Annotated in this window: 21 protein-coding genes; 5 read left to right on the top strand and 16 right to left on the bottom strand. The window is 40.6% G+C overall.

Annotation, left to right across the window (positions count from 1 at the left end):
• Window positions 1–215 precede the first annotated feature (215 nt).
• Window positions 216–365 carry a 50S ribosomal protein L33 gene (gene rpmG, locus CLV38_RS03765; RefSeq protein WP_106191725.1) on the top strand — a complete coding sequence of 50 codons (150 nt, stop codon included), beginning with the start codon at window positions 216–218 and terminating at the stop codon, window positions 363–365.
• A 153-nt stretch (window positions 366–518) separates the two neighbouring features.
• Here the strand turns inward: rpmG and CLV38_RS03760 are convergent, their stop codons facing one another.
• Both CLV38_RS03760 and CLV38_RS03755 read right to left on the bottom strand, forming a co-directional pair.
• Window positions 519–2672: a penicillin-binding transpeptidase domain-containing protein gene (locus tag CLV38_RS03760; protein WP_106191722.1), complete on the bottom strand. Its 2154-nt coding sequence runs from the start codon at window positions 2670–2672 to the stop codon at window positions 519–521.
• Window positions 2673–3005: 333 nt separating this feature from the next.
• Complete coding sequence (locus CLV38_RS03755; RefSeq protein WP_106191719.1) at window positions 3006–3614, bottom strand: superoxide dismutase; 609 nt, start codon at window positions 3612–3614, stop codon at window positions 3006–3008.
• A gap of 226 nt (window positions 3615–3840) precedes the next feature.
• Here CLV38_RS03755 and CLV38_RS03750 point away from each other — a divergent pair, with 226 nt between their 5' ends.
• Entirely contained in the window at window positions 3841–4629 is a 789-nt protein-coding gene (locus CLV38_RS03750) for a DUF1189 domain-containing protein (protein ID WP_106191716.1), read from the top strand.
• A gap of 54 nt (window positions 4630–4683) precedes the next feature.
• Here CLV38_RS03750 and CLV38_RS03745 read toward each other — a convergent pair whose 3' ends face one another.
• Window positions 4684–6006, bottom strand: coding sequence for a DEAD/DEAH box helicase (locus CLV38_RS03745; RefSeq protein WP_106191713.1), 1323 nt, complete (start codon window positions 6004–6006; stop codon window positions 4684–4686).
• 239 nt (window positions 6007–6245) lie between these two features.
• Window positions 6246–7703, bottom strand: coding sequence for an aldehyde dehydrogenase family protein (locus CLV38_RS03740; protein ID WP_106191711.1), 1458 nt, complete (start codon window positions 7701–7703; stop codon window positions 6246–6248).
• A gap of 189 nt (window positions 7704–7892) precedes the next feature.
• Here CLV38_RS03740 and zwf point away from each other — a divergent pair, with 189 nt between their 5' ends.
• Window positions 7893–9347 carry a glucose-6-phosphate dehydrogenase gene (gene zwf / locus CLV38_RS03735; RefSeq protein WP_106191708.1) on the top strand — a complete coding sequence of 485 codons (1455 nt, stop codon included), beginning with the start codon at window positions 7893–7895 and terminating at the stop codon, window positions 9345–9347.
• Window positions 9348–9397: 50 nt separating this feature from the next.
• Here zwf and CLV38_RS03730 read toward each other — a convergent pair whose 3' ends face one another.
• Both CLV38_RS03730 and argR read right to left on the bottom strand, forming a co-directional pair.
• Window positions 9398–10909 carry a phosphohexomutase domain-containing protein gene (locus CLV38_RS03730; RefSeq protein WP_106191706.1) on the bottom strand — a complete coding sequence of 504 codons (1512 nt, stop codon included), beginning with the start codon at window positions 10907–10909 and terminating at the stop codon, window positions 9398–9400.
• A 185-nt stretch (window positions 10910–11094) separates the two neighbouring features.
• Window positions 11095–11556 carry an arginine repressor gene (gene argR, locus CLV38_RS03725; RefSeq protein ID WP_106191703.1) on the bottom strand — a complete coding sequence of 154 codons (462 nt, stop codon included), beginning with the start codon at window positions 11554–11556 and terminating at the stop codon, window positions 11095–11097.
• A gap of 311 nt (window positions 11557–11867) precedes the next feature.
• On the opposite strand from argR, the gene argS reads away from it, so the two are divergent.
• Entirely contained in the window at window positions 11868–13562 is a 1695-nt protein-coding gene (gene argS, locus CLV38_RS03720; protein ID WP_106191700.1) for an arginine--tRNA ligase, read from the top strand.
• 487 nt (window positions 13563–14049) lie between these two features.
• On the opposite strand, the gene trmL is transcribed toward argS, so the two are convergent.
• The 4 genes from trmL to CLV38_RS03700 all read right to left on the bottom strand — a co-directional run bounded on the left by trmL (window position 14050) and on the right by CLV38_RS03700 (window position 17953).
• Window positions 14050–14559, bottom strand: coding sequence for a tRNA (uridine(34)/cytosine(34)/5-carboxymethylaminomethyluridine(34)-2'-O)-methyltransferase TrmL (gene trmL / locus CLV38_RS03715; RefSeq protein WP_106191697.1), 510 nt, complete (start codon window positions 14557–14559; stop codon window positions 14050–14052).
• Entirely contained in the window at window positions 14559–15740 is a 1182-nt protein-coding gene (gene queG, locus CLV38_RS03710) for a tRNA epoxyqueuosine(34) reductase QueG (RefSeq protein WP_106191695.1), read from the bottom strand. Before queG ends, trmL begins: the two co-directional genes overlap by 1 nt.
• Before the next feature lie 22 nt (window positions 15741–15762).
• Window positions 15763–16782, bottom strand: a complete 1020-nt coding sequence (locus tag CLV38_RS03705) for a D-alanine--D-alanine ligase family protein (protein ID WP_106191692.1) — start codon at window positions 16780–16782, stop codon at window positions 15763–15765.
• 340 nt (window positions 16783–17122) lie between these two features.
• Window positions 17123–17953, bottom strand: coding sequence for a methyltransferase domain-containing protein (locus tag CLV38_RS03700; protein WP_106191690.1), 831 nt, complete (start codon window positions 17951–17953; stop codon window positions 17123–17125).
• An 88-nt stretch (window positions 17954–18041) separates the two neighbouring features.
• Here CLV38_RS03700 and CLV38_RS03695 point away from each other — a divergent pair, with 88 nt between their 5' ends.
• Complete coding sequence (locus CLV38_RS03695; protein ID WP_106191687.1) at window positions 18042–18470, top strand: DUF2188 domain-containing protein; 429 nt, start codon at window positions 18042–18044, stop codon at window positions 18468–18470.
• 69 nt (window positions 18471–18539) lie between these two features.
• Here the strand turns inward: CLV38_RS03695 and arcA are convergent, their stop codons facing one another.
• The 6 genes from arcA to asnS all read right to left on the bottom strand — a co-directional run bounded on the left by arcA (window position 18540) and on the right by asnS (window position 24360).
• Entirely contained in the window at window positions 18540–19769 is a 1230-nt protein-coding gene (arcA, locus tag CLV38_RS03690; RefSeq protein ID WP_106191684.1) for an arginine deiminase, read from the bottom strand.
• A 112-nt stretch (window positions 19770–19881) separates the two neighbouring features.
• Window positions 19882–20202: a YtxH domain-containing protein gene (locus tag CLV38_RS03685; RefSeq protein WP_106191681.1), complete on the bottom strand. Its 321-nt coding sequence runs from the start codon at window positions 20200–20202 to the stop codon at window positions 19882–19884.
• 12 nt (window positions 20203–20214) lie between these two features.
• Window positions 20215–21471 carry an aspartate aminotransferase type Ic gene (locus CLV38_RS03680; RefSeq protein ID WP_106191678.1) on the bottom strand — a complete coding sequence of 419 codons (1257 nt, stop codon included), beginning with the start codon at window positions 21469–21471 and terminating at the stop codon, window positions 20215–20217.
• Window positions 21472–21567: 96 nt separating this feature from the next.
• Window positions 21568–22236, bottom strand: coding sequence for an endonuclease III (gene nth / locus CLV38_RS03675; protein WP_281260038.1), 669 nt, complete (start codon window positions 22234–22236; stop codon window positions 21568–21570).
• Between the two features lie 28 nt (window positions 22237–22264).
• Window positions 22265–22981, bottom strand: a complete 717-nt coding sequence (locus CLV38_RS03670) for a DnaD domain-containing protein (RefSeq protein ID WP_106191675.1) — start codon at window positions 22979–22981, stop codon at window positions 22265–22267.
• 83 nt (window positions 22982–23064) lie between these two features.
• Window positions 23065–24360: an asparagine--tRNA ligase gene (gene asnS / locus CLV38_RS03665; protein WP_106191673.1), complete on the bottom strand. Its 1296-nt coding sequence runs from the start codon at window positions 24358–24360 to the stop codon at window positions 23065–23067.
• Window positions 24361–24376 lie beyond the last annotated feature (16 nt).

Genomic DNA, 24376 nt, shown 5'->3' with positions numbered 1-24376 from the left:
GACTCATATTAGACCAAAACGTTTTAGCCGTTACCCTACTATTTTCAGTTGTAAGAATATTTTCAACAGAAAAAAGATGAATCGTGACAATTTTAGCTTGATAATAAAAAAAGAGTGGCATTTTATAAAAAAACGTGGTATTCTAGTCAAGGCGAATGGCTAGACACCTACCATGTTTGATAGCCTTCAAAACAGGATTACTAGGAGGGACAATCATGCGAGTAAACGTTACATTAGAATGTACAGACTGCAAAGAACGCAACTACCTAACATCTAAAAATAAACGTAACAACACAGAACGTTTGGAAGTTAAAAAATATTGCCCACGCGAACGCAAAACTACATTGCACCGCGAGACAAAATAATTTCTCAAACTAAAAAAAAGAAAGATGATTACAGTCATCTTTCTTTTTTTTACATTTAAACAGTTTGTTATTTTATAAATAAAGCATAACAAAAAAGAGATGACCGAAAATTAGGTCATCTCTTTTTGTATTGAAAGGCTGTATGGATTAAATTTACTCTTCTCCATTATCCTCTTCAACAAAGTCTTCAAGTTCTTCTATTGTCTCAGTAGGATCTGCTACATCCTCCTGTGCGTAATCGCCTACTTTAAAGTAAGCATCCATCACCTGTCTTGCAGCACGCTGGTTTTCCTGATTTGATCGATTCTGGTTAGGTAGGTTTGGTACGACAACCGCGACAGCTATCTCAGGATTTTCAAATGGTGCATACCCAACATATGTCAGATTCGTAACGGAATCTGTGTTTCTACCTAGATCATCATCCCAGTAAAATGTTTCTGCAGTTCCGGTTTTACCAGCTGCAGTATAGTCCGTATCAGCAAAATGAACCCGTGCTGTTCCCTGACTGCCGTTTATTACTTGATAAAACCCTTGCTGAACTCTTTGAAGAGCCTGCTCGTCAACATTGACATGATTCAGGATTTTAGGTGGTATTTCCGTCTTCAACGCACCAACCCGCCCCGTTTCCGTATCGGTGTCTCGTATTTCAGACACTAAACGTGGAGCGATACGTGTTCCGTCGTTTGCAATAGTTGAAATGTATTGAGCCAGCTGCATTGGAGTGTAGGTATCATACTGTCCGAAGGAGAAGAACAAGGCTTCACCCGGGGAACTTCCCGGACCAGCCAGTCCGGTTTGTTCACCGGGCAGATCGATTCCTGTCTGAACACCTAAGCCAAACTGATTAAAGTATCTTCTCTGTTTTTCTAATAATGATCGACCATTAATATTCAAAGAACCTCCTGAAGTGAAATTCCATTCGCCACCCATACGCATAGCCAGTGTGGACATATAGACGTTGGATGAGCGTTCTAAAGCAGTAATGTCATTCATATAAACATTATTATTGCCTGCATAGTTGAATACAGAACGAATAGGCGGACTCTCTCTTACTCTGATCGGTGTATCTAGAATGGTGTTGTTACTGGAGTCAAGCACGCCATCCATTGAAGCCGCAAGTACTGAAGCCCCTTTTATAGATGAGCCCATAGCGAAGCTTTTGTTGATATTACCTAACGCATCATCAACGACTTCGCCGTTTACAATTTCTTTACCTGTCATCGCAAGGATATCTCCGTCACGTGGATCCATTGCAACAATATAAATGCTCTCACTCAACCCTTCTCGTTCAGCGAGCGAATTCAAAGCAATTTGTTCAACTTCTTCCTGGAAATCAATATCCACAGTTAAAATAAGGTTATCACCTTTTTGACCAGAGTACTGCTCTATCTGATTAATGACATCTCCACGACTGTTTGTTTCAGATTCGAGACGGGATTTAGTTCCTCGAAGAACAGATTCATACTGCTGCTCGATTTGACTAGTTCCCACACGATCGTTTCTAGAATACCCTTGAGCAAGTAAGGTCCTTAATCTGCTTTCCGGTATCCCATTGTCTTCTGATGAGACAGCACCAGTTATACTTCTCATCATATTTCCCTCAGGATACGTTCTGACCCAATCTGTACCCGTTGCGATTCCAGGAAGAGCGTCCAGGTTTTCACTGATTTGTGCGATTTCTTCTTGAGTGACGTCTTCATTTTTGATATTGACAGTACTTAATGCATAAGCTGAATTCATTTTCTTGAAAACAGCTGTAGCGACTAGTTCTCGCTCGGTCAACTGTTCGATTTCCTCATCGCTGACACTATCAAGCATGGCTTGATAGGCTTCTGTTCCATCCAGTTGTAATTCTTCATCTGTCAGTCGTGAACGAATCTCTTCCTGATTATTGGCAATAAAGAAATCCTGCAGATCTCTTCTGGTTAAATCAGCTCCAGATTCAACTGCATAATAGGGCTCTGAAGGCATACTGATATAAGCAGCTAGATCATACGCCAGTTCGGTCATTTGACCAACTGGTATGTTTCGTCCCCTTGTATAAGTAATGGTATGTCTTGCTTCATTTCCTACCAATCGTCTCAAATTCGCATCAAATATCTCACCACGTGGGACACTTCCGGTAATAGTCGTGCGTTCCGTCCGTTCTACTTCAGCCTGGTACTCATCTGCACGTATAATTTGTAAATAGCCTAAGCGAAGAATCAAACTAGAGAATAATAAAAATACAATAAAAAACAGTAAATTTAAGCGAAAAGGGATATGGGACTTTTTCTTATCTTTTCTTTTTTGAGCTGGTGTTCTCACTCAATTCCCTCCTAATAATATGACGCTATTATATGTATTTAGGAAAAGTTTAATTGTTCCATAGTTTAAACTGTTCATTATAATAGTCTGGGTAACCAGCTATCAGTTTACCAAATACTTTCAGAAAATACTACATTTCCAGGCAACATTCAGACGGTGATGAATAAACAGTCATTAAATAGTCAAAAACTGTTCCGTTCTGATTCAAATCTTGTCGTTTAAATAAGCTGCTTTCTACCTGACATTGACCATTTAGTAATCAATAGGTCATGAAAAAATCTTCCTCCTGGAGTTGACCACTCCAGAAGAAAGATTGTTTTAATCGGTATCCGATTATTTAGCTGATTTAAAGCGTTTAGCTACTTCATCCCAGTTGACTAAGTTCCAGAATGCTTGAATATAGTCTGGACGCTTGTTCTGGTAGTTCAAGTAGTAAGCATGCTCCCATACGTCAAGCCCTAGAATCGGTGTTTTACCTACTGAGTATGGAGAATCCTGATTAGGAGTATCCATCACTTCCAATTTCCCATCAGAAACAACTAACCATGCCCAGCCTGAACCGAAACGAGTTGCTGCCGCTGTATCAAACTTCTCTTTAAAGTCGTCGAATCCGCCAAATGCATCATTAATGGCATCAGCTAATTCGCCTTCTGGTTTGCCCCCACCGTTTGGTGACAAAATTTCCCAAAAAAGTGAGTGGTTAGCGTGTCCGCCCCCATTATTTCTCACAGCTGTTTTAATATCTTCAGAAACAGAGTCCAGTTTTTTCATTAAATCTTCAATGCTCAACTCAGCCAGTTCAGGATGGTTTTCCAGTGCCGCGTTTGTTTTAGTTACATAACCAGCATGGTGCTTGTCATGGTGTAAATGCATTGTGTCCTCATCGATGTGTGGTGCTAGTGCGTCATACGCATAAGGTAATTCTGGTAAAGTGTATGTCATAGTATACATTCCTCCTAATAAAATTTCGTACACTTCTATTTTATCACTTATGATTATTTTAGCAAATAAAATCACTCTCTTTAAGTAAGTATTTTTAAGATCAGCTCAACCGCAGGGATAATTTATTTTCGGTTCCACGTAAGGTAGGTCAAAAGACTGATTGCTTTTTAGACCATTAAACCGTAAACTGTTCTTTATGATATAACATAGATAAGGAAGGTAAATTGTGAAAGAATATATTCGAATCGGATTCAAAGATCCTAAACAACTAGTACGCGCAAGAAGTATGACAAGAAAGCAATTATTAGCATACTTTGCTTTACTCACCTTTATCCTCACCTTTTCAATGACGTCTGTTTTAACTAACGTGATGACGAATTTGCAGGAGGATGGATCTGAAATAGCTGAAACGATACCCCCCTTTACTATTGAAAACAATCAGCTGATTGCAGAAGAAGACCAGGAATCATACGTTCATCAGACAAACTCCTTTCTTCTCTTTTTTGATCCGAACGGCGCGATTCAGACTGAAGAAATTGATACAAATCTGGAACGGCTGAATGTCCCTATCGGTATTGGGTTAATGCAGGATGAGTTCTACCTGAACGTGACAGGTCAGACGATTCCAGTCTCCTATGAGCAACTCGATGGCGTTGATCAGGATAGGTTTATAGACTTGCTGTCACAGATCGGCAGCTTATCTCCCCTTGTCATTCTGCTGATGTTTATTGTTGCTTACCTTGCAAGCGGGTTCGTTCTCTTGTATGAATGGCTGATTGTTGCATTATTTGCCAATATACTGGTGACCTTACTGCGTCTTCGTTCTCCATTCAAAAAGAATGCTCGAATGGCTCTAGTGAGTTTAAGCATACCGACCTTATTACTCTCCATCATCGAAGCATTCGGCTATATTGTACCGTTCGCTTTCGAACTTAAACTCGGGTTCACGATTTACTTCTTGTTTACATCTTTAAAGACATTAGTGCCTGTAAAGAAAAATAACAACGATCAATAAAAAACAGCTGCTGCTCCCTATTTAAACCTGGGAGCAGCTGCTGTTTTTTTACTGTTAATCGTTATTATTCTGTTTCAATCGTCTTGCTCGTTTTTTCTTCTCTTGTTTTACGCGTTCGATTTTACGTTTATATCCAGGTTTTACATTTTTCTTAGCTTTCTTTCTCATCCCGTGTAAAGTCGGATCAAAAGAAGATTTTGAATCTTTCGGTTTTCTCTTATCTCGTCGATTACGGTCAAATGAATCCACTATTTCACCATTTTTGATATCTTTTGGTTTAAAAGCAATTCCCTTTTTCTCAATGATATTAATATCTTCTTCATCATCAGGCCCGTACAAAGTGATTGCTGTCCCAGGTAACTGATTACGTCCCGTTCTTCCTACTCGGTGAACAAAGTAGTCCAGGTCCTGAGGTACTTCAGCATTAATAACATGCGAAATCCCTTCAATATCGATTCCTCGAGCAGCTAAATCCGTTGCGACAACGTACTGATAATCCAGATTCTGGATCTGGCGCATGACGCGGCGACGTTCTCTTGAAGGGATTCCTCCGTGAACGACTGCTACATTCAATCCTTTTTTCTTAAGGGCCAGAGAAATTTCATCCACGTGTTCTTTTGTATTTGCGAATATTAAGGCTAAATAAGGTTGTCCTAATGTCAGTAAATTATAGATGAGGTCGACTTTATTTTTCCCTTTTGTTGAGATCAGCCAATTATCAACTGTATCAGCAATAACTAGTTCATTATCAACTTCAATATTGAGTGGGTTATGCATGTATTTTTTCAGGAATGGCTGTAATTTCTGAGGAATCGTTGCTGAGAATACCAGCATCTGCCCTTTTTTTGCCATACGAGAAGCTATTTTATCGACATCTTCAAGGAATCCCATGTCGAGTGTCATATCTGCTTCATCTACTACCATGTAAGGTGCAGTGTGCGTCAAAAGTGAGTTTGATGTGATCAAATCAAGTAAACGTCCAGGCGTTCCAATAACGACGTGAGGTTGTTTATTCTGTAATTTACTGATCTGACGATTCTTATCTGTTCCACCAACAAATAATTGAACGTTCACTTCTTCTTCTGAATGTTCAGCTAACTGGAACGCAGCATTATATAACTGTTCCGCGAGCTCACGACTCGGAGCAGTGATTACAATCTGTACTTCCTGTTTGCTCGGGTCTAATTTGTTAAATAACGGGAGCAGGAAAGCATGTGTTTTTCCAGAACCAGTCTGGGATTTTCCAATGATGTCTCTGCCTTTTTTCACTTCTGGAATAACCTTTTTTTGTATGTCAGTCGGTTCAGTGAACCCTATCTCTTTGATCGCTTCGATCAAATAAGGGGATAATTCAAATGGTTCAAATGGGTGTGTCATATTCTATTCCTCTTTTCTATTCTCTATGCATTGTACCAAAGGTTAAGCTTTCAAGCTACATTTAATTAAAATAGTGGACAGTCACTAGCCAAATGTTCACTCATTCTTCATTTGCCCTGGAAATAGAAAAAGAAAAACAATCCAGACAGACTGGAATATGTTAAAATTCCTGACTGATCCAGATTGTTTTATTTTTAATTTATTCCCTTTAACGAATGACTTGTGACTCTATGTTTTATTTAATCAAACGGATACTCTCTTGGTTCTTCCTGCACAGAGATCCATTTCCATGTGGTAAATTCATCAAGTGAATGTTCACGACCGAATCGGCCGATACCTGATGCTTTTTCTCCACCAAAAGCAATATATGGTTCGTCATTAACACTCTGATCATTAATATGAACCATACCTGTTTCCATTTTTTCAGCAAATGCAAAGGCTCGTATTTCATTGCTTGATGAAACAGCCCCACTTAAGCCTTGTTCTGTATCATTGGCCAGTTCTAAAGCATGCGCTTCATCTCTAGCTGGAATCAGCGTAATAACAGGCCCAAACATTTCATTTTGAGCTGTAGACATATCGTTAGTTCCTTTTAAAACGTAAGGAGTTAGAACGTTTCCTTCTCTTTTTCCTTCAAGCAGAACTTCTGCCCCTTCGCCTTTCGCTGTTTCGACTTCTTCCAGTAAGCGCTCAACCTGGTCGCCATCAATCAGTGGGCCGATCAGCGTGCCTTCCTGCGTTGGATCTCCATGTTTCAGTGATTTAGCTTTTTCAACGAATTTGTCAGCAAACTCATCAAAGACTGACTCATCTATAATAATTCGATTGGTTGCCATACAGATTTGACCACTATGCATGAAGCGTCCGTAAATAGCGCCTTTGACAGCGGTGTCGATATCTGCATCATCGAGAACGACCATTGCGTTGTTTCCGCCAAGTTCCAGTATCGTTTTCTTGACTTCACGTCCGCACACTTCACCGATCTGTTTCCCGATACCAGTTGAACCAGTAAATGAAATAACATCTGGAACAGGGTGTTCATAGAACGCGTCACCAATTTCAGAAATTTTCGGATGAACGACCTGCAGGACACCTTTAGGCAATCCGGCTTCTTCGAATATCTTAGCAATGACATTCCCACCACTAATCGGCGTCTGATGACCCGGTTTTAACACGACAGCGTTACCTGCAGCGAGTGCAGGGGCTACTGAACGCATCGACAGGTTCATTGGGAAGTTAAATGGGCCAATGACGCCTACCACACCTGCAGGCTTTCTCGAAACATAATTCTTTTTACCTGGAATCATGGACTGATTAACAATCGTTTCCATTTGGAAAGGAAACTCTGCTGCCAGATGCATGATTGCAATGACGATGTCAATTTCCAGCTGTGCTTTAGCCACGGTAGAACCGGCATCTTTAACCAGCATATCTGTGATTTCTTCTTTTCTATCTTCAGTTATCTTGATAGCTTTTCTAATAATCGCTGCTCTTTCAAATGGTCCAGTCTTTTCCCATTCTTTCTGATGTTTTTCTGCACTTTTATAGGCTTTGTCTAAATCCTCGTATGAGGCTGCCTGAACTGTCGCATAGACTTCCTCTGTGTAAGGATCAATCGATTCGATTACTTCATCACTGCTGCCTTTGACCCATTCTCCGTCAATATAGTTCAATTCAAGATTATCGTATTTACTCAATTACCTCATCCTTTCATATTTCGTTACTATTACCTTATCGCAAACGTTTTCGATTGTTCAAATGATATGATTAGGCTATGATAAGGAAAGACTTCTTTCACAATAAAGTTGAATGCTAATCGAATTAAAAGTAAAATAGATAATAGAATGTAACCGACATGCTATTTACATGTAGAAAAGAGGAAACTAATGTCTGAAGATACGAAAGCATTATTCATCATTTTTGGAGCCACTGGAGATTTGGCTCACCGTAAACTATATCCCGCAATTTACCGTCTTTATAAAAAAGGCATGCTGTCAGAATCTTTTGCAGTCATCGGCACTGCCCGGAGAGACTGGTCAGATGAACATTATCAGGAGGTTGTCCTCGATTCAATCGAAGACCTGATTGACTCCAAAGAGCATGCAGAATCATTTGCGAAGCATTTCAGGTACCAGTCCCATAATGTAAAAGACTCAGAGCATTATCATACGCTTAAAGAATTGGCAGACACACTCGATGAAGAGTATGCAATAGAAGGAAATCGTATTTTCTACTTGTCCATGTCCCCTAGTTTCTTTGGAACGATCACTCACCATTTAAGAGAACAGTCACTTGTTACAGAAAACGGGTTCAACCGTGTCATTATCGAAAAACCATTTGGAACAGATTTTGACAGTTCCAAGGCATTAAATGACGAAATAAATGATTCTTTCGATGAAGATCAGTTGTACCGCATTGACCACTATCTAGGAAAAGAAATGGTTCAAAATTTACTGGCCATGCGATTTTCCAACCGCCTCATTGAAAACAGCTGGAATAAAGACAGCATCTCTAATATCCAGATCACTTTAAGTGAAGACCTTGGGGTTGAAGAACGCGGGGAGTATTACGATAAAAGTGGAGCACTTAGAGACATGGTACAAAATCATATGCTGCAGGTCGTTAGTCTTTTGACCATGAAAAAACCGGCCTCTTTTACCACTAATAACGTGCGCAAAGAAAAACTGGCTATTCTCAAAGCCCTTAAAGATCCTAAGGTAACACAGGATGACAAAACTGAATTTGTAAGAGGTCAATATGCTCCTTCAGAAGATGGGAAAACTAAAGGCTACCGTCAGGAAGAAAAAGTTGATCCTGACACTTTAACCGAAACATTTGTTGCCGGAAAATTGACCATTGATACAGATGAATGGCGCGATGTGCCAGTCTATATTCGGACAGGAAAACGGTTATCTGAAAAAACCTCTCGAGTGGATATCGTGTTCAGATCGACAGAGTCAGACTTATTCAGTGATCAGCCTACTTTACTATCTGTTCTGATCAGCCCTGATGAAGGCATTGAACTGACTTTGAACAATAAAAAAATCGGTCCCGGTATGCACCTGGAACCGACTCAACTATCTAATTTGCGTTCAGAGGACACTGTCAAGGACAGTCCGGAAGCGTATGAAAAACTGATTTTGGATGTGCTAAATGGGGACGAAACGCACTTTGCACACTGGGGTGAAGTGGCAACATCCTGGAAATATGTTGATCAGATTCGTAAAGAATGGGATAACATGACTGAGTCAATTCCCTTCTATCCTGCTTTGACTATGGGGCCCAAAGAAGCAGATGTTCTTCTGGAGCAGCAAAATCATAAATGGATTTTTAAAGGGTAAACTATAATAGCCTGATCAGACACTTGCAATCGCGTCTGATCAGGCTATTTTTATAATTTACTCGTATTTAAGTCCTCAATACTATAAAAGAATGCTTTCAGCTGTTCTTTGATGAGGGGAATCATAGCTTCTTCATCATTTTCAATCTGCAGAACCAGTTTAGGTTCATGCAGACTCATACGCAACAGAAGCCAGCCATGACCATAAGGGGATCTGATCTGACTTCTTATCCCTTCCAAATTATCCTCCACTACAGCAAAGCCGTCTGTCTCTTTCAACCACAGTGCAAACCGATTCAATATATCCATACCAATATCCCTGTAGGCTGGCGTTTCGATTACAAATCTGATTTCTTCAGTTTCGGCCGGCTGACCAAGTGTATCGATCAGATCGGTTACACTTCTGCCATCTTTAGCCATTTCAGCTTCTTTAGCAATGATCTTAGCGGCAAGATAAGCACCGTCATCCAGGAAGAAGTTTTCTCTGATTGCCGCATGTCCACTCGTTTCGATTGCCAGATCACAGTCTATTCCCTGCTTATTCAATTCGATCCCGCGGTTGATTACATTACGGTAACCTGAAATATAACGGTCCACTTTCCCATGTTTATTTTCGATAAAGGTAATCAAATGGTCAGATACAGGCGAATTGGTAACAATCGTTGTTCCTGGATTTTCTTCAAGAATAATTGCACCAATCAACCCAATCAGACTATTGCGGTTGATACTCTGTCCTCTTCTATTCACGATAGCTGAACGGTCCACGTCAGTATCAAAAATAATTCCCAGGTCTGCACTGTTCTTCAAGACAGCATCAGAAATGCTTTTCATTGCTTCTTTATTATCTGGATTTGGTTCGTGATTTGGAAAAGTGCCATCCGGATTCAGGAATTGGCTCCCATCAGTATTGGCTCCGAGGGGCTGTAATACTTTTTCTGCAAAGAATCCTCCTGCTCCATTTCCAGCATCCACTATGATTTTACGGTCCAAAAGAGGCTGGTCAGTTTCTGAAACATTTAACACTTTGCGTATATTAGTGACTAAGTCGGCTGCATAGATGGATAGTAAGTCCTTCTGCTCAACTTGCCCTTTCTTAGAGTCTGCAGGAAGATTAAGCGGCTGATCAGCTAGGGTGAGGATCGATTCAATGTCCTCGTGTTCAAGACCCCCTTTTTCAGTGAAAAATTTCAGACCATTATATTCCATCGGCAAATGACTTGCAGTAATCATAATGCCAATATCTGACTTGAAGTCATCATACTGTGTAGACATGAATAATGCGGGTGTCGTGGCCATTCCAGCGTCGATCACAGTCAGCCCAGCTTCGGTGAAGACCTCCGTCAACCAGCCTTTAATAACCGGACCTGTGAGACGGCTGTCATGTCCAATGGTTATGACAGTTTGCGCTGGTTTACTGCCATCCTTATCACTCCACCAGTTGATTAAGCCGTTAGCGATCGATTTGATTGTTTCGACAGTTAGATTTTTACTATTTTGTTCAGTGTCGATGGCAAATCCTCTGATATCAGATCCATTCTGCAAAGACAGTAAATTTGTTGTCATTCTGTACTTCCTCCAATAATTGTATTAGTTTATCCAACATGTGCACTCTTTAACTATAATAAGATTAGTAGGCGTTTGCAAGCGTCATATTGCATAAAAAAAAGAGACCCCTCGAAAGGAATAACCTATTTATGTAGACACAAGCCTATAAATGTAGGTCAACTTTCTGCAGCAGTCTCCTGATTTCAATCTGTTTCTGATAATATGCGGTCAAAATAAGTATAAATGTGTTGTGCATCTTCATTCGTTTTAGAGATGAGGATAATTGTATCGTTTCCAGCAACCGTTCCGACGATTTCCGGGAACTCGATATCATCGATCAACGCACCGATGACGTGTGCATTACCAGGTAAAGTAACAACGATATTCATAAACTGAACACAATTATAGTCCGAAACGACGCTTTTGATGGTAGAACTAAGTTTGTCTTCCATTGTCATCTGATTGTTCTGATAAATGGTGTATTTCGTCCCACCAGTTGAACTGTTCGTTTTGACCAGGTTCAGCTCCTTGATGTCTCTGGAAATAGTTGCCTGTGTCGCTTTAACGCCCTTAGCCTGCAGCTGATGCAGCAATTCCTCTTGAGTGGAAATATCATTGTTTAAAATGATTTGCTTGATCAACATTTGTCTTTCGGTCTTTTTCATTGCATTTCCTCCTTTTCCTGAATATTAGTAAATATTAGTGCATATTAGTAGTTATAGTATACTGTATTTTCATTCGCTTTTCATTAATTATTACTCAGAATTGGGAATTAATAACATAAAGGTTCACAATCTATCCATAAATCAGTAAGTATTGCTACTAAGCTCCAGCTTTGCTATAATACAAGTGCTAATCATTATAGTAAACAAAATCGGCTATGATTTTTGACTATTCAAAAACCAGCCCTTTTTTTATGCTTAGATGACTTGAAGCTGGTCACACAGCTACTTATATTACTTAGGAGGTCTTTTTCTTGGACTATAGACAACTGATCGCTGAGGCGATCCATACTGAACTGCAGGATCATCTGGAATTAAACGAAATCAATCTTCTACTGGAGAAACCTAAACATGCTGAACATGGGGATATCGCCTTCCCAACTTTTCAGCTGGCCAAACTATTAAGACAAAACCCGGCACAAATCGCTTCTGAATTAGGCGATAAAGTCACTTCCCCACTGATTTCAAAAACGGAAGTTGTCGGACCCTACATCAATTTTTACCTGAATAAAGAATCTGTTTCACAGGCTGTCATCAATGAAGTGATTGTTGATAAAGGAAATTACGGAAATCTATCAATTGGGAACGGCGGAAATGTCCCAATCGATATGTCATCACCAAACATCGCGAAACCGATGTCTATGGGTCACCTGCGATCAACCGTTATCGGTAATGCTTTATCGAATATCCTGGAAAAAGTGGACTTCTCCCCTATCCGTATAAATCACTTAGGTGACTGGGGCACTCAATTCGGTAAACTCATCACTGCTTATAAAAAATGGGGCAGCGAAGAAGTAGTCAAAGCTGAGCCGATCAAAGAGCTCCTTCGACTCTACGTCAAATTTCACGATGAAGCGGAAAATGATCCGGAACTTGAGGACGAAGGACGTGCCTGGTTCAGACGCCTTGAAGAAGGCAATGAAGAAGCCGTCGCTATCTGGAAATGGTTCAGAGAAGAATCACTTAAAGAATTTGAAAATGTCTATAAACGCTTGAATATTGCCTTTGATTCATATAATGGTGAGGCTTTTTATAACGATAAAATGGCAACTGTCGTTGACCTGCTCGATGAACACAAACTGCTGACCGTCGATCAGGGAGCACATATCGTTAATTTGGATAAATATGACTTAAACCCGGCTCTGATCAGAAAATCAGATGGTGCTACACTCTACATGACAAGAGATTTAGCTGCAGCACTATACAGAAGAGATAATTACGACTTCTCTCAGTCCCTGTATGTAGTCGGACAAGAACAGGCAAATCATTTCAAACAGTTAAAAGCTGTTCTTAAAGAACTTGGTTTTGACTGGTCTGATGATATCCATCACATTCCATTCGGTCTGATTACGAAAGATGGTAAAAAACTGTCAACACGTAAAGGTAAAGTTGTATTACTGGAAGAAGTTCTAAACGAAGCTACTGCATTGGCCCTACAGCAGATTGAAGAAAAAAATCCTGATCTGCCAAACAAAGAACGTGTAGCTGAACAAGTGGGCGTTGGCGCTGTAGTTTTCCATGACCTAAAAAATGATCGATTGAATAATTTCGACTTTACAATTGAAGAAGTGGTTCAATTTGAGGGTGAAACAGGTCCTTACGTTCAGTATACCAGAGCCCGTGCGATGAGTATAATGAGAAAGGCCGGTATCCATGGGGTATCCCCTTCTGAACAGCATGCATTGAGCGACGAGTACAGCTGGGAAGTAGTCAAACTGCTCCATGATTATCCTAAAACAATCAAACGTGCTTATGAAAACTACGAACCGTCAATTATTGCTAAACACGCTATACAGTTAGCACAGGCGTTCAACCGTTTTTACGCAAATGTTCGAGTCCTGGATGAGCATCCTGAAAAAGAAGCCCGACTCGCATTAGTTTTTGCCATTACCGAAGTACTAAAAGAGGACCTTAGAATACTTGGGGTTCAAACACCTGATGAAATGTAAGCTTTAACCTTAAAAAGCGTTCTCCTGAAGTTATAGACTATCTAGTCTGTGACTCTGGAGGACGCTTTTTGTATGTCTCCTGCTGTTTCTTTCTGATAAGAACTGATTTAGACATTTATCATTCAACTCAAGATATGCCAGAAGATGAGCAATGCCTAAATTACAGTAAGGATGCAGCTCAAAATTATTTCCTGACCAGTTGAATATAATCGAACAGACTGCCTTCAGCTCGATTTATTTTATACTATGAGTTTAAGGTAGTCAGTCTCACTAACCTAAACTCGACAGCAGTTGACAATTCAGTTTAAGATAATCAACAGCACTAACTGCATCTCACTATACTTTTCTGCTGCGTAAGCAGCTAAAGGTAAATAGAACTCAACTGAGATAGGATACACCAACGAGTTACACTGATGCCTCACCTTTTGAGACAGAAATGGCACACATAAAAAAACTACCCGCCTAAAGACGAGTAGTTACGTACTATTTACTTGAGCTTATCATTATCATAAGTGTGGACCTTCTCTAATTGAGGGAAATCCTGTTGTCTCAAGGCTTCATAAATTAGGATGTTCGCTGTATTGGATAAATTAAGTGAACGGACATGCGTGTCATCCATTGGAATACGCAGACACTTTTCCGGGTTAGCACGCATGAATTCTTCAGGCAGGCCAGTTGTTTCTTTACCGAATAAGAAATAGTGATTCTTTTCAGTGTCCGTAAAATCAACATCTGAATACACTTTTTCAGCAAACTTTGAAATTAGGTATAAAGGATCATTGCCGACTACCGCGAGAAATTCTTCCAGATTGGCATGGTAGTGAATACTGACCGCTTCCCAATAATCTAGTCCCGCACGTTTCAGGTATTTGTCATCTGTCTTGAAACCCAACGGCTCGATCAGGTGCAACTGGGTATTCGTTCCCGCACACGTTCGAGCTATATTTCCTGTATTCGCAGGAATTTGAGGTTCAAATAAAGCAATATGATTGGTCACTACGTGTCTCTCCTCTTTGATTCAATTAAGTCTAGGCGTTCTTTAAGTTCTATGATAGCTTCAGTGAACTCAGCTACGGTCTCTTCATCAGTTTCTTTAAGGACAGACTCTTCCAGAAAGTCCAAAACGTCCTGATTGGGACGCTTTTTGGTAATGGTGGCAACCGCCCAGGCTGCCGTCCCCCGTATCATTGGACGGGGGTCATTTTCGATTACATTAAGTAAATCCGGTACTGCGGAGAAATCTCTATAATTTGCCAAAGCAATAATAGCATTACGCTGAAGAGGTTTCTTCCCTCTCCACGATCCTGCCATATCGCCAAAGTCTTTTTTGAAATCCTTATTGGAAATTGTGAGTAGCGGCTTCAGTTCGGGTGTTGTGTTGAACGGTTCAGGCTCCATCTCCTCATGAAAATGAGAGTCGATCCCTTTATTATAGGGACAAACGATCTGACAAATGTCGCATCCGTAAATAACGTGGCCCATTTGACGGCGGTACTCTTTAGGCATATACCCTTTAGTTTGCGTCTGATATGATAGACAGCGCTGAGCGTTCATTCGGCCGTCACCAAGTAAAGCATCTGTAGGACACGCATCGACACAGCGTGTACAGTCTCCACATCCGAATGAGACTTCTTCGTCAGATTCAAATTCAATATTCGTAATGATTTCACCCAGGTAGACGTAAGAGCCAAATTCTTTAGTGATCAGCAGCCCGTTTCGTCCGATAAAGCCCAGACCGGCTCTTTGAGCAACCGCCACATCTACCAGTTCGCCCGTGTCGACCATCGGTTTAAAAGAAACGTCACCTTCAGCTTCAGAACGGATATAGTCAATCAGCTGATCCATTTTTTTGCTTAATACTGTGTGGTAATCGGTCCCCCATGATGCACGGGCAAACTCTCCTCGCCTCTCCCCTTTGACTCTGGGAGCCTTGTCTCTCATTTTGGAAGGATAAGCCAAAGCTATCGCAATGATCGATTTAGGTTGATCGAATATTCTTTCAGGGTAGATCCGTTCCTCAATCACTTTATGCTCGAAACCGGAGTGATGCCCTTTTTCCTGCTGAGCATGCAGTTTAGCTTCTAAATCATAAAAGGGATCAGCATGAGTAAACCCGATTTTATTAATGCCTAAATCCTCAGCTTTTGCCTGGATTTTTTCTTTAAGCTCCTGGTTCATCTCATGCATCTCCTTTCATGTCCTATTTGTTTAGGGCGATTTCCGCCAGTCGATTACACAATTCATTGTATGATATACCGTCAGCTGCAGCTTCTTGCGGGAAGAGGCTAGTCGGAGTCATGCCAGGTAACGTGTTGGCTTCGATAAAGTAGATTCGTCCATCATTTGATACAATAAAATCAATACGCGCATAATATTCAAGACGTAAAGCTCTAAATACTTTAAGGGCAATGTCTTGGATCTTGCTCGACACTGTGTCATCCAGTTCAGCCGGACAAATTTCGATCGTCGCCCCTTCCTGGTATTTGTTTTCATAATCATAAAATCCGGATTTCGGAATGATTTCGATCAAAGGCAAGGCTTTGTCTTCCAAAACACCGACTGAGAACTCACGGCCTTCAATTTTTTCTTCAATCAATACTGACGACGAATATTTTTTTGCATCATGAACAGCATTTTTAAGATCCTCTTTATTATCAACGATGTAGACCCCAATACTTGACCCGCTCGCATTTGGTTTGACAACACAAGGAACGTCGCTAGTCGGCTCATCACCGTGTTCCAGCACTTCCCATTCGGGTGTCAGTATATCCTGAGCAGCCATGATTTCTTTAGACAAGATTTTATTCATGGCGATGGCACTACCTAAATAGCCAGCACCTGTATAGGTTATGTCATATAAGTCAAAAACGGCCTGCAGTTGCCCGTTCTCACCGAGTTCTCCGTGCAGGGACAAGAACACCAAATCAGCCGACTGACAAATCGGAATAATGTTTTCCCCAATCATTTCGTTAGGTTTTTCTTTTTGCGCTTTTAATGCGTCTAAATCGGGTATCTGTCTTTTTACTGTATACTCATATTTATCTTTTTTTAGTTTGGAATAGGCTTCTTCAAAACTTGAAGCTGCTTGTGTGCCGAAGTATAAATCCAATAGAATGACCTGATGGCCGTTTTCCATCAAAGCATTTGCAATTAAACTTCCGGAACTTAATGAGACTTCTCTTTCATGGCTGTAACCGCCAGCTAAAACAACAATATTCATACTATTCTCCTCCTATACTCTTTATGTATTATACACCAAGAACAGACTTCAACATATTCTTTTGAGCAAAAAATATGATGAAAGCCCTATTTTAGTGCGCAAAAAAAAACGTATTGCCTCGGTGACTAGCACTGCGAAACAATACGTTAATGAAGCCTTTGAAAATTCACGTTTTTTTATCAGCTTCTGATGGGTTGACTGATAAAAACCAATGAACCAAATTAGCTTATGCAGTATATCTTAGCACTTCCTGTATAATAACACAAGACTTAACGCTATATCTCAAGTATAAATAGTTGACATTTAGTAATTTCCATTCACAATTCTGTAATATCTGCTTTTATTCTCCTATTAAAATCAGTAAATCCACTGTAACTTCATTCAACTTTGTGATTATTTCCTCATATTCTTTGTCAATATGCCAACCCAAAGGCGTCATATTCATGAAATCCTCTACCATATCTTCAAAAAGATCGACGGTATATGTGATCGTTATCTTTTCTACGTCATCAAAATGGTCTTCAAATTTTTGAACGACCCGTTCATTTGAATACGGGGTTTCTTTTTCTTTTTTCAGCGCTCTCAGTTCTTTCAGATAATCAGGATTGGGGACGACTTTTATGACCTGCCCGTCTTTCTTAAGCAGCCGGTCAAATTCGCTGTAATTAGACGGTGACAATATATTCAGGATGGTATCATACTGACCTGAGGCAAATGGGGAATGAGCCAGATCTGCCACGGCAAAAAATACATCTTCATAAGACCCAGCCGCCAGATTAATGCCTTCTTTAGAAATATCAAAAGCGATGATTGGGCCAGTGATCCCCTGTCCTCTTAAGTAGGCGCTGTGAGCTCCCTCACCGCAGCCGACGTCAAGTAATGTCCCTTCAGGATGTTTGATCACTGATCTGATTGCTTGAAGCAGAGGATGCCAGAATCCGCTCTGAGCAATGCGCTGCCTTGAAAGAAGCATATTGCGAGTATACTCTGACTGAGCCGGTTTCATCAGTAAGTGCAGTGTGCCTTTTTTTGATAGATCAAACCGGTGATCTTTTGAACAGGTTATATGATGGTCTTCAACAGTCACAAATGGTTCACTGCAAACGGGGCACTGAAACAATTGACGATGCTCCCTCACAAAACTCTCGGCCTTATCTATTTTCTTTAACATACAAGTCCTCTTTTCGATTGCTTTTAATAGACGAATCTTCTCTCTCATGATATAACGAAAGTATAAGATTTGAAAGGATGATTCAATTATGCCATGGGATTTATCAGATTACCCAGATTCATTCAAAAACTTCGACCACGTTGTCAAAAAGAAAGCCATTGATATTGCCAATGCTTTGCTGGATAACGGGTACGATGAGGGTCGAGCCATCCCCATTGCAACAAAACAGGCAAAAGAATGGGCCGACAATGCATCTGAAGAAGAACTACGGTCATATAAGCATGGAGAGGCACCGAAAAAAGAAGACGAACACGATGATAAATCTAATGAAGAGCTGCTCGATAATGATGTGATGGTCTACTATGAAGAAGATGAATGGAAAGTGCGTACCAAAGACGCCAAACGGCCAGATTCTACATTTGACAACAAGAACGATGCCGTTAGTCGCGCAAATGAAATAGCTGACAATAAAGAGTCACAGGTCATTACTTTTACTAAAGACGGAAAAAGACAATAAAATAAAATGCACGTATGAGTGAGAGACTTCGTCACTTCAATACGTGCATTTTTTGACTTTATTGACGGTTTACACACGCAGCAGGGGCATACTCATACATCTTGGGCCGCCTCGTCCACGTGACAGTTCACTGGAAGGTACTTCTATCACTTTAATGCCGTTTTCTCTCAGTAGCTGATTGGACACATAATTTCGATTATAAGTCACGACAACACCCGGTTTGACAGCCAACGTATTGGATCCGTCATTCCATTGTTCTCTTGGCGCAGCGATTGGGTCTCCGTTTCCGCAAGGGATCAGATTGATTTCAGGTACGTTCAGGACATCTTTTAAAATATTGCCTAAATCTGTATGGTGCGTTACCTTTAGGGCTCCTTCTACTTTAGAAGGCTCAAGCATATAGATCGACATCTTTTTATCCATGTCCTGTATGCCTGGGTGTATGGTGAATGCATCTTTGTCCACCATCGTAAAGACCGTATCCAGATGCATCATTGCTCTGACATGAGGAATTTCGATGGCCAGGATTTTCTTGATTTTACTTTGTTTTGAGAAGAGCGAGTGAGCCAGCTCTTCAATAGCATGTCCAGTCGTGCGTTGAGACACACCTATTGCCAGAACCTCTTCACTTAAAACGAGGATATCTCCCCCTTCGATCGTTGTATCTGAATACCGGTCGCGCCATATCTCAAGTTTTTCTGTATTAAAATCAGGATGCTCTCTGACGATAGTCTCCATAAATAGAGATTCCCTTTTTCTTGCTTCATATGTCATTTTATTTATTGAAATACCCTCACCTATTGTAGATGCAATATCTCTTGTGTAATAAAGATTAGGCATCGGCTGCATCAGAAATAAAGACTGGTTCTGTCTGTCAGCTAACCAGGCAAGAGATGAGGACTTGATGTCGAGCGCATCTGTACGGATACCCGCCATCATCGTATCGACCATCTGTCTTGTATCCATAGCCAGCAGGTATTCTGAAAGAGCCTGTCTGACATCGTCCACCTGAATACCTGATTCTGTTATCAGCTGATCAGTTATTTTCTGATGACAGTTACCCGTATCGATCGCCTCTGTTACAAGTTCTTCCAGGTAAAGAACTTCTGTTCCATTATTTTTTAAAGCATGTGCAAATGCATCATGTTCGTCCTGTATAATCGGTAAATATGGAATGTCATCAAACAGTAGATCTTCCATAGTATCCGGTATCAGATTTTCCACTTCTTTCCCCGGGCGTTTAAGCAGTACCGTTTTTAACGGATCAATTTCAGAATTAATATTAAATAATCTTGACATAAGAACCTCCAGATAAAGCATCGTTATAAAGTATAGTTATCAATTTTTTGTATAAATATCCATTTTCATGCAAACGAATAGAGAAAAGACAAGCTTCTCTCTACTATATAGGTTAGTCTGTTATGCTTTCTTCTTCAACGAACACGTCAGGCGCTTCTGTATAGTCCGGTGCAGGCGCAACATTTTCAGGAGTGCGTTCATACCGAATCGGTTCATCGTTGAATTCATTATCAGCCATTTTCTGATCAAGCCACATTTCAGTTCCCAATACTGCCTCGTCGAATTTGACGACTGCTTTATTTTTAGTATCCTGAGCTTTATCTTTCAAGTCTCTCTGAAATTCTTCACCTGATTGTGGTGCAAATAAATAAGCAGCGGCTGCACCTGCTAGTGCGCCAAGTGCCATTCCAAATCCAAAAGTCTGTTTTGACATCTTATTTTCCTCCTAGTCGATCAGTATTTTTTCTAAAGTGACCATTTCAATACATACACACAAAGCTTCCATCGCAATTTCCAAATCATCCAGTTTAGCAAAACTTGGAGCTAGACGAATACTGTTGTCTCTTGCATTAATACCATATGGATAAGCCGCATTGGCTGGTGTCAGTTCGATACCAATGTCTTTCATTCGTTGAACGATTTCTGCTGCACAGCCATCTTGTGTGGTCAAATGAACAAAGTACCCACCGTTGGGTTTAGTCCACTTTACAAAAGACGAGCGTTCTCCATGGAAGTAGGCTGATAATATCGCATCTACCCACTCAAACTTCGGAGCCAATATCTCTGCATGTTTACTCATCAGGTCATCAATCGTTTCACGATCTTTTAAGAACAGAACATGACGTTTCTGGTTAATTTTATCGAAACTGATCAGCTGTTTGCTGAAATCCAGAGCCAGTTCATTCATTCGTTTAGTTGAAGCCCCAATAGCTGCAACGCCTGAGCCAGGGAGTGTCATTTTAGAAGTGGATACGTATTGAATAACCCGTTCCGGATTGCCTGCTGATTTACAGGCTTCTAGTATATCCTTGGCTTCTTCTTTTAATTCACTTAAATGATGAACAACGTAAGCATTGTCCCATAAAATGACAAAATCTTCTGATGCTGAATGCATCTGAGCCAGGCGGTCAACGACTTCGTCTGACACGGTCTCCCCAGTCGGGTTATTGTAAGTGGGAACGATGAACATGCCTTTGATCGACGGGTCCTGAGAAACAAGTTTTTCAACTGTTTCCATATCTGGACCTTTACCAGTCAATTCAACTGGAATCATTTCTATCCCAAGATGTTCCAGCATAAACCAATGGCGGTCATATCCAGGACTTGGACAAATAAACTTGACAGTCTCTTCTTTAGACCAAGGGTTACTTGCTGTGTACATTAGATGATTCAATGTAGCATACATCAGCTGAAGACTTGAATTTCCCCCTACGAATGTTTCTTCAATAGTGGTATTCAATAGTGTACCAAAGAGCTTTCTTGCTTCCTCTATACCGAATAATCCACCGTAATTTCTAATATCTAGCTCATCATCACTATACCAGTTTTCAATCTTTGTTTCATTTATTAATGCTTCAGATAACTTTAACTGGTTAGTTGAAGGGATTCCCCGAGCAATTGTAATCTCAAAGGGTCTTTCTTCATATAAAGCATACTGTGCTTTGATATGATTCAAATGGTCTTCCATTTCTTCTTTATTCATAAAAGCGCTCCTCTCTCAGACCTTCTCTAACAGGAAGGCAGATAACTAGTAATAATTATACCTTAAGTGCTTCAGGAATGAAAACGATTCAGTGCCTTAAGGCTTATTTTCTGTAGTCTGGTTTTTTATGATTTCAGACACTTTGTAAATACAATCATTATGATCGTGTGCTCGAGCCGGACACTGATATCGGCCAAAGAAAATCATCCGGTGATGCGCTATGCTCCATAAATCTCTCGGCAGTTTCTCCATAAGCGCCTCCTCGACCTGTCGCACATTTGCCTCGGGTGAGCAGATGGAAAATCTTTTACTGATACGTTCAACATGGGTATCGACTGCAATAGCCGGTTCATCAAAAGCTACACTCATGACAACATTAGCCGTTTTACGTCCAACTCCAGCTAGGCTTTCCAACTCTTTATGGGTGTTGGGCACTTGACTGTCAAATCGTTCGACTAGGTCTCGTGCACATTTCTTAATGTACTTGGCTTTATTACGGTATAAACCAATTGTTTTGATTTTATCCATAATGTCATCTAAATCTGCCTCCATGAGCAGCTCGGGCGTGGGATAGGCCTCAAAAAGACGAGGGGTAGCTTTGTTGACGCCCACATCAGTTGTCTGTGCACTTAATATGACGGCAATCAAAAGCTCGAAGGCATTTTTATGGGTTAGTTCAGCTTTAGCATCCGGAAACAGTACGCCCATGGCTTCGATAAGTTTAGTGGTCTCGATTGAATTTAATAAGGTTACTTCTTTAGACACGTTTTGATCTCCTTACATTAAAGTCTCTTTATTTATCAGTAGAATCTTTCAACCAGTTATACATCGGAACAGGTTTCTCGTTTTCATTTGCATCTTCATTGGATGAGTTCCTGGACTGATTCTGACGATGGCGTTTGGATTCTTTTTCAACCTGCTCTTTGGTCTTGATGTTTTTCTTTTCCCATGTCAAAAGAATCCGATCAATGTATTTGAGACTGTAGACCTGACTTAAAACGGCTTCTCTAAGAGCTGCTTCAATCAGTTCAGAAGAATAAAGATCCTCTTTGATCCACATTTCAAGCGTCTGTATTTCCATTGCTGACAGTCCCCTGCCGAACTCTTCTTCAAAAAGGCGATAGAGATCTTTTGAGGTTACGGCTTCTTTTTTAGATTCTTTTGTTTTTTCAACCTCATCCATCAAATAAATCAGCCGTTCATACAACAAATCGAAGGAAAACTCATCTTGAGATTTTCCTTCTTCATCAGAACTGGTTTCGATAGTAATAACGCGTTTGGTCATAAGCTGATGGATGGCTTTATAGGCTTCTTCTCGCGATACATCCAGTCGATCAGCCAACAACTGACTGTCAGGGAAGCGCTGGCCAATTTCAACCAGTGACATCAGCTGAATCAGAACGACCAGGTCGTTGCTGTTCAGTCCCAGTTCTCTATAGTACATCAGCAGTGTATTCGGAATTGTGGTGTTCCCAGCTTTTATCCACTTTCTAATTGTTAAATCTGACATGACCCTACTCCTTTACTCTAACGTGAATGAAAAAAGGATTGGGAATGATCACCCAATCCTCTTATTTTAATTCTAGCACACCTTTATGGGTAAATACGATTTAATAAACGTGGGAATGGAATAGCTTCACGAATGTGTTCTGTTCCACTCAACCATGTGACGACACGTTCGAGTCCTAGTCCAAATCCTGAATGAGGCACACTTCCATAATTACGCAGATCAAGGTACCATTCATACTCTTTCGTATCCAGTCCAAACGCTTCAACCTGTTCACGTAAGGCATCATAATCGTCTTCACGTTGAGACCCCCCGATAATTTCACCGTATCCTTCAGGAGCGATCATATCAGCACACAACACGATATCTTCACGGGTTGGATGAGGTTTCATGTAAAACGGTTTGATCGCTTTTGGATAGTTCAGAATAAAGACGGGTTTATCATACTGTTCAGCAATAAAGGTTTCTTCAGGCGAGCCAAAATCTTCTCCCCAAGTGACGCTAAAGTCGTTTTTATTTAATAATTCAACTGCTTCATCATACGAAATACGCGGGTAAGGAAGTTGAGTATACTGCTTAAGCAGTTCTTTATCCCGTTCCAGTACGTCCAGTGAATGATCACAGTGATCAAGAACACTTTGGACTAAATAAGCGACATATTTTTCCTGAACTTCAAGCGAGTCGTCCTGGTCCATAAAGGCCATTTCAGGTTCGATCATCCAGAACTCGATTAAGTGACGTCTTGTTTTCGACTTTTCAGCTCTAAATGTCGGGCCGAATGAAAATACTTTTCCTAAAGCCATAGCGCCAGCTTCCATGTACAATTGACCACTTTGAGACAAGAATGCGTCACGGTCAAAATATTCTGTGTGAAATAATTCAGTCGTGTTTTCTGCCGCACTACCTGTTAAGATGGGCGGATCAACTTTAACAAAGCCTTCCTGATTGAAGAACTCGTAAGTTGCACGAATGATTTCGTTTCTCACTTGCATAATGGCATGCTGTTTAGATGAACGCAGCCATAAATGACGGTTATCCATCAGGAACTCAGTCCCATGTTCTTTAGGTGTAATCGGGTAATCAACTGCATCCCCAATGATTTCGATGGTTTCGATATGTATTTCATATCCAAATTTTGACCGGCTATCTTCCTGAACTGTCCCTACGACCCAGACTGAACTTTCCTGAGTCACATTTTTAGCAGTTTGGAATACCTCTTCTTCTACTTCACTTTTAACAACGACACCCTGGAAAAAAGCTGATCCATCACGCAGATTTAAAAACGCGATTTTACCGCTTGAGCGCTTATTTGCAATCCAAGCTCCAATCTTTACTTTTTCTCCTACATGCTTGTGTGCATCGATGATTTGAATTTTGTTCACACTTGTCATCTCCCTA

The organism is Alkalibacterium olivapovliticus (assembly GCF_003003275.1).
Lineage (GTDB): Bacteria > Bacillota > Bacilli > Lactobacillales > Carnobacteriaceae_A > Alkalibacterium > Alkalibacterium olivapovliticum.
The sequence above is the reverse complement of the archived record's forward strand: the minus strand, read 5'-3'. Positions and strand labels throughout refer to the sequence as shown.

Bases quoted from the DNA above. Each gene is read 5' to 3' on its own strand.
- CLV38_RS03700 (WP_106191690.1), bottom strand. From the start codon at position 17,953: ATGTTAAAGAAAATAGATAAGGCCGAGAGTTTTGTGAGGGAGCATCGT.
- arcA (WP_106191684.1), bottom strand. From the start codon at position 19,769: ATGTCAAGATTATTTAATATTAATTCTGAAATTGATCCGTTAAAAACG.
- argR (WP_106191703.1), bottom strand. From the start codon at position 11,556: ATGAAAAAGACCGAAAGACAAATGTTGATCAAGCAAATCATTTTAAAC.
- CLV38_RS03745 (WP_106191713.1), bottom strand. From the start codon at position 6,006: ATGACACACCCATTTGAACCATTTGAATTATCCCCTTATTTGATCGAA.
- CLV38_RS03730 (WP_106191706.1), bottom strand. From the start codon at position 10,909: ATGACAACAAATTTACTGTCTTTGCAGAATGGATCTGATATCAGAGGA.
- queG (WP_106191695.1), bottom strand. From the start codon at position 15,740: ATGAACCAGGAGCTTAAAGAAAAAATCCAGGCAAAAGCTGAGGATTTA.
- CLV38_RS03695 (WP_106191687.1), top strand. From the start codon at position 18,042: ATGCCATGGGATTTATCAGATTACCCAGATTCATTCAAAAACTTCGAC.
- CLV38_RS03705 (WP_106191692.1), bottom strand. From the start codon at position 16,782: ATGAATATTGTTGTTTTAGCTGGCGGTTACAGCCATGAAAGAGAAGTC.
- CLV38_RS03670 (WP_106191675.1), bottom strand. From the start codon at position 22,981: ATGTCAGATTTAACAATTAGAAAGTGGATAAAAGCTGGGAACACCACA.
- rpmG (WP_106191725.1), top strand. From the start codon at position 216: ATGCGAGTAAACGTTACATTAGAATGTACAGACTGCAAAGAACGCAAC.
- zwf (WP_106191708.1), top strand. From the start codon at position 7,893: ATGTCTGAAGATACGAAAGCATTATTCATCATTTTTGGAGCCACTGGA.
- CLV38_RS03755 (WP_106191719.1), bottom strand. From the start codon at position 3,614: ATGACATACACTTTACCAGAATTACCTTATGCGTATGACGCACTAGCA.
- CLV38_RS03685 (WP_106191681.1), bottom strand. From the start codon at position 20,202: ATGTCAAAACAGACTTTTGGATTTGGAATGGCACTTGGCGCACTAGCA.
- CLV38_RS03680 (WP_106191678.1), bottom strand. From the start codon at position 21,471: ATGAATAAAGAAGAAATGGAAGACCATTTGAATCATATCAAAGCACAG.